This window comes from Hansschlegelia zhihuaiae (assembly GCF_004103825.1).
GTDB lineage: Bacteria > Pseudomonadota > Alphaproteobacteria > Rhizobiales > Methylopilaceae > Methylopila > Methylopila zhihuaiae.
This window is the reverse complement of record NZ_RYFI01000002.1, coordinates 287296-300518: the sequence shown is the minus strand read 5'-3', so window position 1 is coordinate 300518 and position 13223 is coordinate 287296. Positions and strand designations below refer to the sequence as shown.

The 13223-nt window shown below is 69.6% G+C and carries 12 protein-coding genes; 6 read left to right on the top strand and 6 right to left on the bottom strand.

Annotated features, from left to right (window positions below; all coding sequences use genetic code 11):
- The first annotated feature begins 68 nt into the window (after positions 1-68).
- Genes EK403_RS03775 through EK403_RS03750 form a run of 6 tightly spaced genes read left to right on the top strand, consistent with a single transcriptional unit; the run spans position 69 to position 6836 of the window.
- Positions 69-914: a nitrilase family protein gene (locus EK403_RS03775; RefSeq protein ID WP_128776161.1), complete on the top strand. Its 846-nt coding sequence runs from the start codon at positions 69-71 to the stop codon at positions 912-914.
- 49 nt (positions 915-963) lie between these two features.
- Positions 964-2118: a substrate-binding protein gene (locus EK403_RS03770; protein ID WP_128776160.1), complete on the top strand. Its 1155-nt coding sequence runs from the start codon at positions 964-966 to the stop codon at positions 2116-2118.
- 58 nt (positions 2119-2176) lie between these two features.
- Positions 2177-3010: a branched-chain amino acid ABC transporter permease gene (locus EK403_RS03765; RefSeq protein ID WP_128776159.1), complete on the top strand. Its 834-nt coding sequence runs from the start codon at positions 2177-2179 to the stop codon at positions 3008-3010.
- Complete coding sequence (locus tag EK403_RS03760; RefSeq protein ID WP_128776158.1) at positions 3003-4811, top strand: branched-chain amino acid ABC transporter ATP-binding protein/permease; 1809 nt, start codon at positions 3003-3005, stop codon at positions 4809-4811. The genes EK403_RS03765 and EK403_RS03760 overlap by 8 nt, the downstream gene beginning before the upstream one ends.
- A 7-nt stretch (positions 4812-4818) precedes the next feature.
- The gene (locus tag EK403_RS03755) at positions 4819-5553 is read left to right on the top strand and encodes an ABC transporter ATP-binding protein (RefSeq protein ID WP_128776157.1); all 735 of its coding nucleotides are present in this window, start codon (positions 4819-4821) and stop codon (positions 5551-5553) included.
- Between the two features lie 20 nt (positions 5554-5573).
- Positions 5574-6836 (top strand): amidase, encoded by a 1263-nt coding sequence (locus EK403_RS03750; RefSeq protein ID WP_128776156.1) that lies wholly within the window; start codon positions 5574-5576, stop codon positions 6834-6836.
- A 13-nt stretch (positions 6837-6849) separates the two neighbouring features.
- On the opposite strand, the gene EK403_RS03745 is transcribed toward EK403_RS03750, so the two are convergent.
- The 6 genes from EK403_RS03745 to EK403_RS03720 are packed head-to-tail and all read right to left on the bottom strand — an operon-like array spanning position 6850 to position 13193.
- The gene (locus EK403_RS03745) at positions 6850-7788 is read right to left on the bottom strand and encodes an acetamidase/formamidase family protein (protein ID WP_128776155.1); all 939 of its coding nucleotides are present in this window, start codon (positions 7786-7788) and stop codon (positions 6850-6852) included.
- 25 nt (positions 7789-7813) lie between these two features.
- The gene (urtE, locus tag EK403_RS03740) at positions 7814-8506 is read right to left on the bottom strand and encodes an urea ABC transporter ATP-binding subunit UrtE (RefSeq protein ID WP_128776154.1); all 693 of its coding nucleotides are present in this window, start codon (positions 8504-8506) and stop codon (positions 7814-7816) included.
- Positions 8507-8510: 4 nt separating this feature from the next.
- Positions 8511-9221 (bottom strand): ABC transporter ATP-binding protein, encoded by a 711-nt coding sequence (locus tag EK403_RS03735; RefSeq protein ID WP_128776153.1) that lies wholly within the window; start codon positions 9219-9221, stop codon positions 8511-8513.
- Positions 9218-10321 (bottom strand): urea ABC transporter permease subunit UrtC, encoded by a 1104-nt coding sequence (urtC, locus tag EK403_RS03730; RefSeq protein ID WP_128776152.1) that lies wholly within the window; start codon positions 10319-10321, stop codon positions 9218-9220. Before urtC ends, EK403_RS03735 begins: the two co-directional genes overlap by 4 nt.
- A complete protein-coding gene (gene urtB / locus EK403_RS03725) occupies positions 10318-11922 on the bottom strand; it encodes an urea ABC transporter permease subunit UrtB (RefSeq protein ID WP_128776151.1) in 1605 nt (534 codons plus the stop codon). Before urtB ends, urtC begins: the two co-directional genes overlap by 4 nt.
- 20 nt (positions 11923-11942) lie before the next feature.
- Entirely contained in the window at positions 11943-13193 is a 1251-nt protein-coding gene (locus tag EK403_RS03720; protein WP_128776150.1) for a transporter substrate-binding protein, read from the bottom strand.
- Positions 13194-13223: the final 30 nt, after the last annotated feature.

Sequence of the window (13223 nt, the reverse complement as noted above, 5' to 3'; positions counted from 1 at the left end):
TTGGCTTTGGAGCCTCTGGTCTGCGGATAACTTCCGCGTCCAGAGGATTTTTGTGTTTTGGAACCAGCATGATAGAAGAGATTGCTCCCACTCGCCCGCGGTTACAGGTCTCCTGCATTCAGTTCGAGCCCCGGATCGGGGCGGTTGACGCCAATGTCGCGCGGGCGTCGGAGCTGGTCCGCGCCGCAGCGGCTACCGGCAGCCGGCTGATCGTCCTCCCGGAGCTCGCCAACACCGGTTACGTGTTCGACACGACGGAGGAGGCGCGCTCTCTCGCCGAGCCCGTGCCGGACGGCCCGTCCTGCCGCGCGTGGCTGGCGCTCGCGGCCGAACTCGGCGTCCACATCGTGGCGGGGATCGCGGAGCGGGCCGGCGACGCGCTGTTCAACTCCGCCGTCGTGGCGGGACCGGAGGGCTTCATCGGCGTCTACCGCAAATCGCATCTCTGGCACCGCGAGAACGTGTTCTTCGAGAAGGGCGATCTCGGCTTTCCGGTGTTCGAGACCGCGCTCGGGAAGATCGGCGTCGCGATCTGCTACGACGGCTGGTTTCCGGAGACGTTCCGCCAGCTCGCGCTCGGCGGCGCCGAGATCGTCTGCGTCCCGACCAACTGGGTGCCGATGCCGGACCAGCCGGCCGGCGAGGCCGCCATGGCCAACATCCTGCATCGGGCGGCGGCGCATTCGAACGGGATCTTCATCGCCTGCGCCGACCGCGTGGGGGTGGAGCGCGGCCAGCCCTTCGAGGGCCAGAGCCTGATCATCGACGCCAAAGGCTGGACGCTCGCAGGCCCGGCGAGCAAGGACCGGCCCGAGACCGTCACCGCGGTTATCGACCTCGCCGAGGCGGGCCGCAAGGACCTCAACGAGTTCAACAACGTCCTGCGCGATCGCCGCACCGACGTCTACGGCTGACCCCGTCCCTTTTCCGCCGACCGCCATTTCCGAGGAGCCCGACTCACCCATGTCCAAGCGTCATCTCATCGGCGCCGCAGCGGCGCTTGTCCTCGCCGTTTCGCCGGCGCGCGCCGAGGACCCGATCGTCATCGGCGTTCCGGTCGGCCTGTCGGGCGCGAACAGCGTCGTCGCGCCATCCGTGGTGCAATCGGCCGAACTTGCGGTCGAGGAGATCAATGCGAAGGGCGGCGTGCTCGGTCGGCAGCTCAAGCTCGAGGTCGCGGACGACGCTTCCGGCGCGGCCGGCGCCCAGAAGGCCTTCGACTCGCTGATCTATCAGAAGAAGGTCGACGTGCTGATTTCGATGGAGACCAGCGCGGCCCGCAACGCCGGGCTGCCGGCCGTCACGAAGGGCAGGACGCCGTACATCTACACCTCGTTCTACGAGGGCCGCTCCTGCAACAAGAATCTGTTCGTCAACGCCTGGGTGCCGGAGCAGCAGGTGCCGCCGGTGGTCGACGCCTTCGCCAAGGAGAAGGGCGCCAAGACCTATTTCCTGATCGGCAGCGACTACGCCTTCGGGCGCGGCATGCTGGCCTTCACGCGCCAGTACATCGAAAAGACCGGGGGCAAGATCGTGGGCGAAGAGTACCTGCCGATGGACGGCAGCGACTGGACCGCGATCATCTCCAAGCTGAAGGAGGCCAAGCCCGACGCGCTGATCACCTCGACGGCCGGCGGCGCCCCGAACGTCACGCTCACCAAACAGCTGCGCGGCGCCGGCGTCTCGCTGCCTTACGCCAATCTCGCGGTCGACGAGGGCACGGCCAAGAGCATGGGCGCGGACGCTGAAGGCATCTACCTTTCGGCGTCCTACGTCACCGGCGTCGACAGTGCGGAGAACAAGGCCTTTCTCGCCGCCATGGAGAAAAAGTTCGGCGCCGGCCTCAAGACGCCGAACGACCTGTCGGTGCCGCAATACGAGGCGATCTACCTCTACAAGGCGGCGGTCGAGAAGGCTGGCGGGACCGAGACCGCCAAGGTGCTCGAGGCGCTGCCGACGGTAAGCTTCATCGGCCCGCGCGGGACGATCAGCATGAACAAGCAGCACCATGCCCCGCTGACGATGTATCTCGGCCAGGTGCAGGGCGACGGCTCCGTGAAGGTCATCAGCGCCTTCAAGGACGTCGACCCCGGCGAGCAGTGCCCGAAGCTAAAGTGACCTGACAGGCGCCCCGCTTCCGGGCGGAACGCGGCGTCCTGCGGCCTCGGAGGGCGCGATGCTCCTCATCCTCGACGTGCTGACCACGGCCGCGATCCTCTTCGTGACGTCGATCGGCCTGCTCGCGATCTTCGGCGTGCTGAAGATCATCAACTTCGCGCACGGCGCCTGGATCACCATCGGCGCCTATTGCGCCGTGGTCGCCGCCAAGCTCGGCCTGAATCCCTGGGCGGCGGCGCCGCTCGCCTTCGTCGTGGGCGCGGCCCTCGGAGGGCTCGCGGAGCTCTTCATCATCCGGCCGCTCTATCGCCGGCCGCTCGACGCGATCCTCGCCACTTGGGGGCTCGGCATCGTAATCGGCCAGCTCATCACACTCGGCTTCGGCCGCGACGTCCAGTTCACCCCGAACCTGCTTCCCGGCGCCGTCCAGCTCCTTGGCGTCGACTACTCGGCGTATCGGCTCGTGGCGCTCGGGGCCGCGCTCGTCATCGGGGCGGCGTTCGCGTTCACGATCGAAGGGACGCGTCTCGGCCTTTCGGCGCGCGCCGTCATCATGAACGAGGCGCTGGCCCGCGGCCTCGGCATCGACACCGCGCGCGTGCGGTTCGTCACCTTCATGATCGGCGCCGGCCTCGCTTCGCTTGCGGGCGTGCTGCTCACCCCGCTCGCCAGCGTCGACCCGAATATGGGCGTCGGCTGGCTGATCGGCGCCTTCATGCTGGTGATGGTGTCGAACGCGTCCTTCCTCGCGCTCGCCGCGGCCTGTCTGGTCTTCGGCGCGGCGCAGGTGCTGATCAGCGCCTTCGTCAGCCCGATTTTCGGCAGCATCGCGATCGCCGTGTTGGCGGCGGTCACGCTCCGCATCAGCCCGAAAGGCTTCTCCCGTGCCTGAGGACGCTTCCGCGATCGGGCTCTCCGGATCGGCCGAGCGTGGGCGTCCACGCCTGTCGCGAGCGGCGCCCTTCGTCGTCGCTGCGCTCGCGGCCGCGGCTCTCTGGGCGGCGCCGCTCGTCCTCGACGCCTTCGCGGTCAACGTCCTGACCCGCTCGATGATCTATGCGACTCTCGCCGTCACCGTCGACCTGTTGTGGGGCTTCACCGGGATCCTCACCTTCGGGCAAGCGGCGTTCTTCGGCGTCGGCGCCTACGCGACCGCCATGGCGCTGAGCTATCTCGGCGCGACCCCGGAATGGATGGCGGTGGCGCTCGCACTCGCCGTCGTCGCGCCGGCGGCGCTCGGCCTCGCGGTCGGATGGCTCTCCTTCTACCACCGCTCGACCGCGCTCTACGCCTCGGTCATCTCGCTCGTCCTGCCGATCGTCGTCACGCAGCTGATCTATTCCGGCGGCGAATGGACCGGCTCGAGCAGCGGCCTCGTGGGCTTCGAGGTGCTGCCGCTCGAGCTCGAAGGCTTTTTCCGGCTCTCGGCCTTCGCATTGGTGGCGGCGACGCTCGCCGCCTGGGTCTTCGTGCGTTCCGACGCGGGACGCGCGCTCGTCGCGGTCAGGGACAACGACGCGCGCTGCGCCTATCTCGGCCTGAGCCCCAAGCGGCTGCAGATCGCGCTCACCGCGGCGCTTGCGGGCGTGGCGGGGCTCGCGGGCTTCATCTTCGCCAACGCCTCCTCCGTGGTGGCTCCCGAGAACGCGGGCTTCCTGTTCGGCACCGAACTCGTCATCTGGGTCGCGCTCGGCGGCCGCGGCACGCTGCTCGGGCCGGTCCTCGGCACGGTCGCCATCGACTATCTCGCCGCGAACCTCTCGGGCGATCTGCCGTTCCTGTGGCAGCTCCTGCTTGGCGCGACCTTCGTCGCCGTCATCATTCTGCTGCCCGGCGGCCTCGCGGAGATCGCGCGCCGCGTCTGGAGCGCGCTTCCGATCGGGCGATCGGCCGGCTTCACGCCACGGCTGGTCGCGAGGTCCTCCCGTCCCGCAGCGGACGGGGCCGGCGCGCCGCTTCTGACGATCGAGGGCCTCGCCAAGTCCTATGGCAGCCTGACCGTGCTCGAAAACATCGACCTCGAGGTCCGGGCCGGCGAGCTCGTCAGCCTCGTCGGCCCGAACGGCGCCGGCAAGACCACGCTGATGCGCTGCCTGAGCGACGGAACGGAGCCGTTCAAGGGCGCGGTCTCGATCGGCGGCGTCTCGACCGCCGGCCTGACGCCCAACCGCATCGTCGCGCTCGGCGTCGGCCGCAAATTCCAGGTCGCGAGCGTGTTCGAGAGCCTGACCGTAGCCGACTGCCTGCTGCTCGCCCGCGCCTCGCACGACGGATTGAGCCCGATCGGCCGCGCCGAGACGATCGGGCTGCCGCAGGCCGCCCTGAACGTGCTGCGCATGACCGGGCTCGACCGCATGCTGGCCGAACCGGCCCGCCTGCTCTCCCACGGCCAGAAGCAGGCTCTCGAGCTCGCCATGGTGGTCGCGCTCGAGCCGCGGCTCATTCTCCTCGACGAGCCGACGGCGGGCCTCACCAAGGCCGAGCGCACCACGATCGGCGCGGCGCTGAAGGCCCTGACCGGCGAGCTCGGCGTCGCCGCCGTGCTGGTCGAGCACGACCTCGACTTCGTGCGCGAGATCTCGTCGCGCATCGTGGTGCTGCATCAGGGGCGGCTCGCCCTCGACGGCACAGTCGAGGAGGTGGTCGGCTCCGAGCTGGTCCGGACCATCTATTCGGGCGCCGCCCATGGCTGAGGCTCGGATGGCTGAAGCGGCTCGGCGGGCCGAGGCGCCGGCCGGCGGCGACCTCGCCCTCGATGAGGTCGCCAGCGGCTACGGCGCGGTCTCGATCGTCAAGGGCGTGTCGCTTCGGGTGCGGCCCGGCGAGATCGTCGCGCTGCTCGGCAAGAACGGCATGGGCAAGACCACGCTGCTGAAGACAATCCTCGGCATGGTGGCGCTCCGCGGCGGAGCCATATCGATCGACGGCGCCTCGACCGCGGGCCTCGCTCCCGCGAAACTCGTCGCGCTCGGCGTCGGCTACGCGCCGCAGGAGCAGCCGCTGTTCCAGGATCTGACGGTTCGGGACAATCTGCGGCTCGCGCTGTCGAGCGACCGCCTCTTGCCGGAGGCGCTGGAGCGCGCCTTCGGGCACTTCCCGTTCCTGAAGGACCGGCTCTCTCAGCGCGCCGGCACGCTGTCGGGCGGCGAGCAGAAGATGCTGATCCTCACCCGCGCGCTGATGCTGAAACCCCGCCTGCTGCTGATCGACGAGATTTCCGAGGGCCTGCAGCCTTCTGTGGTGGACCGCATCGCCAATGCGCTGGCCGAGGAGCGCGCGGCGAGCGGCGCCAGCATGCTGATCGTGGAGCAGAACCTTGATTTCGCGCTCCGCGTCTCCGATCGCTGGGCGGTGCTGAAGCTCGGCGAAATCGACGACGAGGGCGTCGCCGAAGCCGAAGCGCGGGACCGCGTGCTCCGCCACCTCAGCGTCTGACCCGACGAGCAAGGACCGCCATGCCCAAAGCTGGAACCATCGCCGAGATTCAGGCCGCGATCGCCGGCGGCGCGGACCCTCAAGGCCTCGTGACCCCGCTCTGGGAGCGCGCCTGCGCGCTCGAGCCCGAACTGTGCGCCTTCGCGCATCTGCCGGAGAGCGCGCCGGCGGCCGGTTCCGGCCCGCTCGCCGGCGTCACGGTCGGCGTGAAGGACCTGATCGACACCGCCGACATGCCGACCGCCTATGGCTCGCCGATCCACGCCGGCCACCGGCCGACTGCGGACGCCGAGATCGTCTCGCGGCTGCGGGCGCTCGGCGCGACCGTGCTCGGCAAGACCGTCACCACCGAATTCGCCTGGCGCCATCCCGGACCGACCCGCAACCCCTGGAACCGCGGCCACACGCCGGGCGGCTCGTCGAGCGGGTCGGCGGCCGCCGTGGCGGCGGGGATCGTGACGCTCGCGCTCGGCACCCAGACCCTCGGCTCTGTGATACGGCCGGCGGCCTTCTGCGGCGTGGTCGGCTTCAAGCCGAGCTTCGGCGCCCTGCCGCGAGGGGGCGTTCATCCCTTGTGCGGCGCGCTCGATCATGTCGGCCTGTTCGCCCGCGCGGTGGGGGACGTCGAGACCGCCTTCGCGTTGCTGACCGAGGCGAAGCCCTCGGCGAGAGCAGGCTCGGAGCCGTTGCGCCTTGCGGCCCTTGCGCCGCCCAACGACGTCGTCAGCCCGGATCAGGCGGCGCTCTTCGACGCCACACGCCGCAGTCTTGCCGATGCCGGCGCGATCATCGAACCGGTCGAGGCGTCCGACATGCTGGAGCGGATCCCGGCGATCGCCGACACCCTCATCGCCTATGAGGCTGCGCAGATCTTCGGCGAGCTTCGGGAGGTGAAGCCGGACATGATGAGCGGCCACCTGACCGCCCTCGTCGACGCCGGCCGCGCGACCTCGGAGGCGGCCTATCGCGACGCGCTCGCGGTCCAGAGCGATCGCCGCCAGGCGTTTTCCGAGCGGATGAAAGGCTATGACGCGCTTCTCGCCGTGCCCGCGATCGGGGAGGCGCCGGCCGGACTCGCCAGCACGGGCGACGCGAGGTTCTGCGCGCCCTGGACCGTGCTCGACGCTCCGGCGGTCTCGCTCCCGGTCGGTCTGTCGCCGTCCGGACTGCCGCTCGGCCTGCAGTTGGTCGGGCGTCCCGGAGCCGACCTGCCGCTGCTCGCGACCGCGAAGGATTTTTGCGCCGTCGTCCCGCTGATCGCCTCCGCGCCGCCTTTGCCCTGATCGCGAGGCCCGCTCAGATCGCGGATTTCGGCAGCATCATGTGGACGCCCTTGTTGCCGTCCACCACCTGGGTGACGCGCAGATTCCCGGCGAGCGAGCACAGCATGTAGGCCTCGTTCCGGGTGAGGTTCGATCGCTGGCAGACGTGGCGCACCATCTCGCGAATGGCCTGCTTTGCGGCGTCGTCCAGGTCCTCGTCGAGGCCGATCGACATGAGATGCGTCTCGCTCTCCGCGAAGGGGAAGTCGATCGCGACATCCTTGCGGACGGTGAGGCGGAACGTGCCCTCGATGCCCATTTCGAGCGCCGTGATGCAGACCTCGCCATCGCCCTGCACGCCATGGCCGTCGCCGGCGAAGAACAGCGCGCCCTTGTTGAAGACCGGCAGGTAGAGCGTCACGCCAGGCTTCAGCTCCTTGTTGTCCATGTTGCCGCCGAAGGCACGCGGCACCGGCGAGCCGCAGCGGCCCCAGGCGGGCGGCGGCGCGACGCCCATGATGCCGAAGAACGGGTCGAGCGGCACTTCGACCCCCCAGGGGAGCGCGCAGACGCCCTTGGCGGCGTCGATCGCCGGATGGATGGTCTCGTAGTCGGTGAACTCGTCCGGCAGCGCGCCGAGCAGCGGCAGGATCGCGACGAAGCCCCAGTCCATGGTGGGCTTCGCCTCGAGGATGTCGACCTGGAGCGTGTCGCCGGGCTCCGCGCCCTCGACATAGACCGGGCCGGTGATGAAGTGCGGGCCGCCGCCCTGGGTCAGCGCATCGAGCGCGGCCATGTAGTCGGCTGGGACCTTTGAGCGGTCGGGCGGCAGGTATTCCTTTCCCCCGGCGGGGAAAGACGTGAGAGTGACAGTGTCGCCCGAGGCGACCCGCGCGACCGGCTCGAGCGCCGAATCGAGATAGCCCCAGACCATGTTCTCCGGCGCGGACGAGATCGTGTGGTGACGGGCCATGACGGGCGCCTCCCTTCCCTGTTGTTCAGACGGACATGAATTTCGAGAGCCGCTCCCGGCTCATCTCCGCGCGCCCGCCTTCGTCGACCACGCGGCCGCGGGAGAGCACGAGAAATCGGTCGGCGACCGCGGTCGCGAAATCGAGATACTGCTCGACCAGTACGATGGAGAGCCTGCCCTTCAGGTCCGCCAGCACGGTCTCGATCAGCTGGACGATCGAGGGCTGGACGCCTTCCGTCGGCTCGTCGAGCGCGAGCAGAGCGGGCCTCGTGACGAGCGCCCGGGCGAGCGCGAGCTGCTGCTGCTGGCCGCCGGAGAGCGCGCCTCCGCGCCGTCCCGCCATCTCGCGCAGGACGGGGAAAAGGCCGTAAACTTCCTCGAAGGTCGCCTCGGTCGCCGCGCCATGAGGGCGGGCGGCGGCGATCAGGTTCTCCTTCACGCTGAGCTCGGCGAAGATCTCGCGGCCCTGCGGCACATAGCCGAAGCCGGCGCGCGAGCGGCGATGGCTCGGCGCGCCGGTCATGTCGACGCCGTCGAACTCGATCGCCCCGCGCGAGGCGGGCAGGGCGCCGGCGAGGCATTTCAACAGCGTCGACTTGCCGGCGCCGTTGCGGCCGAGGATCGCGAGGCACTGTCCCGGAGCCACCTCGAACGAGACCTTCCGCAGCGCCTGGGCGCCGCCATAGTGCTGGTCGAGTTCGCGGACGGCGAGCTTCATCGCGTCACCGCCCGAGATAGACGTCGACGACGCGGGCGTCGGCGCGGGCGCGCGCCATCGAACCCTCGAACAGGGTGCGGCCCTCGTGGAGGACGGTGACGCGGTCGGCGATCGTCTCGACGAAATCCATGTCGTGCTCGACGACCACGATGGCGCGCCCGGGCGTCCTGAGCCGGCGGACGAGCGCCGCGGTCCGCTCGGTCTCCTCGTCGGTGAGGCCCGCCACGGGCTCGTCGAGCATCAGCACCTTCGGCTCCGAGACCACCACCATGGCGATCTCGAGCCACTGCTTCTGTCCGTGGGCGAGTTCGCCGGCGAGCCGGTCGGCCTCGGCCGCGAGCCCGACAGTCTCGAGCGTCGCCGCGATCCGGTCTCTCGCCGCCGCGTCGCGCGCCCCGCCGGCGCCGATCTCGACATTGTCGCGCACGGTGAGCGCCTCAAACACGCTCGGCTTCTGGAACTTCCGGCGCACGCCGGCGCGCGCGATCGCCGCCTCGCTCGTCCGGGTGAGCTCCAAGCGTTCGTCGAACAGGACGCGGCCGGTCCGGGCGCGGCTGACGCCCGAAATGACGTCGAGCAGCGTCGTCTTGCCAGCGCCGTTCGGTCCGATGACGGCGCGGACCTCGCCATAGTCGATCGCGAGCGAGAGGTCGTCGATCGCGCGGAAGCGGCCAAACTCGACGGTCAGCCCCTCGACCAGCACGGCGACCGTCATGGCGTCGCGTCCCTCGGCTGGAGGGCGCCGGCTCGGGACAGCAAGGTCGGCCGCCACCGGCCGATGTCCAACAGGCCGTTGGGGAAGATCAGCGCGACCAGGATGACGAGGCCGGCCAGCACGAAGGGCCAGAGATCCGGCAGCGTCGCCGAAAGCGAGAACTTGAGGGCGTTGACGAGCGCCGCGCCGATCACCGCGCCTGCGAGCCGGCCGCGGCCGCCGATCGCGCACCAGACCGCGATCTCGATCGAGAGGTCGGGGGAGAGGACGCGCGGATTGATGATGCCGACCTGCGGCGCGTAGAGCAGGCCGGCGACGGCGGCGAGGACCGCGGAGACGCACCAGACAGCGAGCTTCAGCCGGAGCGTCTCGTAGCCGAGCGAGCGGAGCCTGACCTCGTCGTCGCGGGTCGCGACCAGCAGGCGGCCGAACCGGCCGATCGTCAGCAGGCGGCATCCGACCAGCGCCGCGACGAGCGAGGCGAGCGAAGCGACGGCGAGCCCACGCGCGACTCCCGGCGATTGGAACGGAACTCCGAAGATCGCCTGGAAGCCGGTCATGCCGTTGTTGCCGCCGAAGCCGGTGTCGTTGCGGAACATCAGCAGCATCGCGACATAGGTGAGCGCCTGCGTGATGATCGCGAAATAGACGCCGCCGACGCGGGACCGAAACGACACCCAGCCGAACAGGAACGCGACCACAAAGGCGACGCCGAGCGCCGCGGCGAGCGCTACGGGGAAGCTTTCGAGCGGTCCCCACCAGCCGGGCAGCGCCTTCCATCCCATGAACTGGACGATGTCCGGGGTGATCCCGGTGACGGCGACGGAATGCTCCAGCAGATGCATGCCGGCGACGTAGCCGCCGATCGCGAAGAACAGTCCGTGGCCGAGGCTCAGGATCCCGGCATAGCCCCAGATCAGGTCGAGCGCGACGGCGAGCAGGGCGAAACAGGCGAGCTGCCCGACGATGTTGGCGCGGTAGTCCGAGAGCCCGGGCCAGGCGGCCGCGGCCAGCAGCACGGTCGCGACCGCCGACGTCACCGCGACGAAGATGCGGTCGTCGAGCGCCCGGGCGAGCAGGCTGCGCTTGGCCGCGCTCATTTGCGCCGGCCTTTCACCGCGTAGAGCCCCTCCGGCCGCCATTGCAGGAAGGCGATGATCATCAGCAGGACGATCACCTTGGCGGCGACAGCGCCGTAGAGCGGCTCGATCAGCACGTTGATCTGGCCGACCCCGAGCGCGGCGATGACCGTGCCGGCGAGCGTGCCGACGCCGCCGAGCACGACCACCATGAAGCTGTCGACGATGAAGTTCGACCCCATCTGCGGATTCACGCTGTAGATCGGGCAGAGCGCGAGGCCGGCGAGGCCTGCGAGCCCGGAGCCGAACCCGAAAGCCATCATGTCGACGCGGCGGGTGGCGATGCCGACGCAGCCGGCCATGGCGCGGTTCTGCGTGACGGCGCGGATGTTCAGCCCGAGCGGCGTCTTCTTCAGCACGAACCAGGTCAGCGCAAGGGTGACGGCCGCGAAGACGATCGCGAACAGCCGGTTCCAGGTGACGATGAAATCGCCCGTCACCAGCCGCCCGCCGGAGATGTAGGACGGCGTCACGAATTGGAGGTTCTGCGTTCCGATCGCGACGCGCACGAGGTTCACGATGAGCAGGCTCACCGCCCAGGTCGCGAGCAGCGTCATCAGTGGCCGGGTGTAGAGCCGGCGCACGATGGTCGCCTCGACGGCGATCCCGACGCCGGCCGTGACCAGGAACACGACGGGGATCGCCGCGATCAGGTACCAGTCGAGCAGGCCGGGCGCGGCCGCCCGCATCGCCTCCTGCACGGCGTAGGCGACATAGGCGCCGATCATGATGAACTCGCCTTGGGCGAGGTTGATCACCCCCATCAGCCCGAAGATGATCGCAAGCCCCGCCGAGGCCATGAACAGGATCGAGGCGAAGGACAGGCCATTGTAGAATACGTTGAGCGCGTTCGAGACGGCGAGCCACCGCTCGATCGAACCTACGGCCGCATCGACCGCGGCCCTGAAGGCCGGGTCCTCGCCATAGGCGGGATCGCCTTTCAGCGCGGCGATCTGAGTGAGCGCGCGGCGGTCGGGCGTCGCCGCGATACGCTGGATCGCGGCGAGGCGTTTGGCCATGTCTGGCGAGTTGAGAAGCGCGGCCTGGCCGACGCCCAGAACACGCTCCTTCAGCGCAGGGTCGGTCTCGGCCTCCGCCGCGCGCTCGAAAAGCTCGGGCGGCAGCGAGCCGGCGCGCCGCTCCAGCGCCGTGAGAGCGCCGGCGCGTTCGGCGGCGGTCGGGCCTGCAAGCAGGGTGGCGGCGGCGCGGACGGTCTCGAACAGCGGGCGGTTCTTCAGGCTCAGCAGCGGCGGCGAGCCGTCCGCCGGCGCGCCCGGCCGGAGGCTCGCCGCGTCGCGTGCGCCCTCCGGCGCGGCGATGGTGGGCGCGCCCGCGCCGCATCGCAGGGTCCGCTCGATCGCGGCGTTCGAGAACGTCGCGACCCATCGGGCGTCCTCGACGGAGGCGTCGGGGAGGCTGGCGACCATCGCATTCGCCGCGTCGGTCATACCGGACGCGCCGCCGCAGGCCCGGGCGGCGACGCTCGCGCGATCGAGCGCGGCCGCGGGCGAGCACGCCGCGACCACCGCGATCAGGCCCGCAAGGACCCCGCGCCACCGCATCGAACGCCCTTCCCTGCGCCTCAGCCGTACTGGCTCATCGGGACGGGCTTCGGTGTGTCTTCGGACTGCCAGAGCACGTCGAAGCCTTGGCTTTCGTTCACCGAGCCGATGAACACGCCGCGGGACACGTAGTTGTTTTCGGCCGTCATGCCGATCTTGTAGCCCGAGGGGCAGTCGAAACTCAGCCCGCCGAACGCCTTGCGCACCTCCGGCGCGTCGAACGAGCCCGCCTTCTTCGCGGCCATCGCCCAGAGATGGACAGCGTCGTAGGTCGACACCATCGGGTCGATCGCGACGTCCGGCCGGAACGGCGCCTTGGTCTTGCCGACATAGCCGGCCCAGCGTTTCAGGAACTGCTGGTTGGCCTCGCCCTTGGCCTGCTGCAGATAGGCCCAGCAGTTGAGGTGGCCGACCAGCTTCTGGGTGTCGAGGCCTTCGAGGTCGGCCTCCACCATGTCGAGGCCGAGCACCGGCACGTCGGAGGACGAGATGCCCTGGTTCGCGAATTCGCGCATGAAGTCCGGGATCGAGGAGCCGACCACGGTGAGCACCACGACCAGCTTGCCGCCCGGAGCGTCGGCGAAGGCGCGGATCTGGTTCACCAGAGTCTGGAAGTTCGAGAAGGAGAAGGGAACGTACTCCTCCTTCCAGGCGCTCTCGTCGATGCCCTTGGTCTTCCAGTAGCCCTTGAGCTGCTTGTTGATCTTGCGCGGCCAGACATAGTCGGAGCCGAGCATGAAGAAGCGCTTCGCCTCGACGCCGTCCGGGCTCATCAGATAGTCGACCGCGGGCAGCACGGAGCTCGCGGGCGGCGAGTTCACGTAGACGACGTTCTTGGAGTTCTCGTCGCCCTCGAAGTGGAGCGGGTAGAACAGCAGTCCGTCATTCTGCTCTACGACCGGCAGCACCGACTTGCGCGACACCGAGGTCCAACAGCCGAACAGCGCCGCGACCTTGGTCTCCGCCAGCATCTGGCGGCCGACCTGGGCGTAGAGCGGCCAGTCCGAGGCGGGGTCGGAGGTCACGACCTCGATCGTGGAGCCGTTGACGCCGCCCGCGGCGTTGATCTCCTCGGCGGCCATCCCGGCCACGAAATTGAGCCGTCCCTCCAGATTGGCCATCGTGCCCGAGGAGGAGAACAGGCAGCCGAGCTTGACCGTCCCGGCAGCGCGGGCGGAGCGGATCAGCGGCGGCGCCGCGAGCGGCAGGATCGCTCCGGCGGCCGCGCCGGCCGTGGTCTTGAGGAAGGTTCTGCGATCGAACGCGCTCATCGCCCCTCGCCTTCTGAGGATTTCGTCCCT

Bases quoted from the DNA above. Each gene is read 5' to 3' on its own strand.
- EK403_RS03770 (WP_128776160.1), top strand. From the start codon at position 964: ATGTCCAAGCGTCATCTCATCGGCGCCGCAGCGGCGCTTGTCCTCGCC.
- urtB (WP_128776151.1), bottom strand. From the start codon at position 11,922: ATGCGGTGGCGCGGGGTCCTTGCGGGCCTGATCGCGGTGGTCGCGGCG.
- EK403_RS03775 (WP_128776161.1), top strand. From the start codon at position 69: ATGATAGAAGAGATTGCTCCCACTCGCCCGCGGTTACAGGTCTCCTGC.
- EK403_RS03765 (WP_128776159.1), top strand. From the start codon at position 2,177: ATGCTCCTCATCCTCGACGTGCTGACCACGGCCGCGATCCTCTTCGTG.
- urtC (WP_128776152.1), bottom strand. From the start codon at position 10,321: ATGAGCGCGGCCAAGCGCAGCCTGCTCGCCCGGGCGCTCGACGACCGC.
- EK403_RS03735 (WP_128776153.1), bottom strand. From the start codon at position 9,221: ATGACGGTCGCCGTGCTGGTCGAGGGGCTGACCGTCGAGTTTGGCCGC.
- urtE (WP_128776154.1), bottom strand. From the start codon at position 8,506: ATGAAGCTCGCCGTCCGCGAACTCGACCAGCACTATGGCGGCGCCCAG.
- EK403_RS03720 (WP_128776150.1), bottom strand. From the start codon at position 13,193: ATGAGCGCGTTCGATCGCAGAACCTTCCTCAAGACCACGGCCGGCGCG.
- EK403_RS03755 (WP_128776157.1), top strand. From the start codon at position 4,819: ATGGCTGAAGCGGCTCGGCGGGCCGAGGCGCCGGCCGGCGGCGACCTC.
- EK403_RS03745 (WP_128776155.1), bottom strand. From the start codon at position 7,788: ATGGCCCGTCACCACACGATCTCGTCCGCGCCGGAGAACATGGTCTGG.
- EK403_RS03750 (WP_128776156.1), top strand. From the start codon at position 5,574: ATGCCCAAAGCTGGAACCATCGCCGAGATTCAGGCCGCGATCGCCGGC.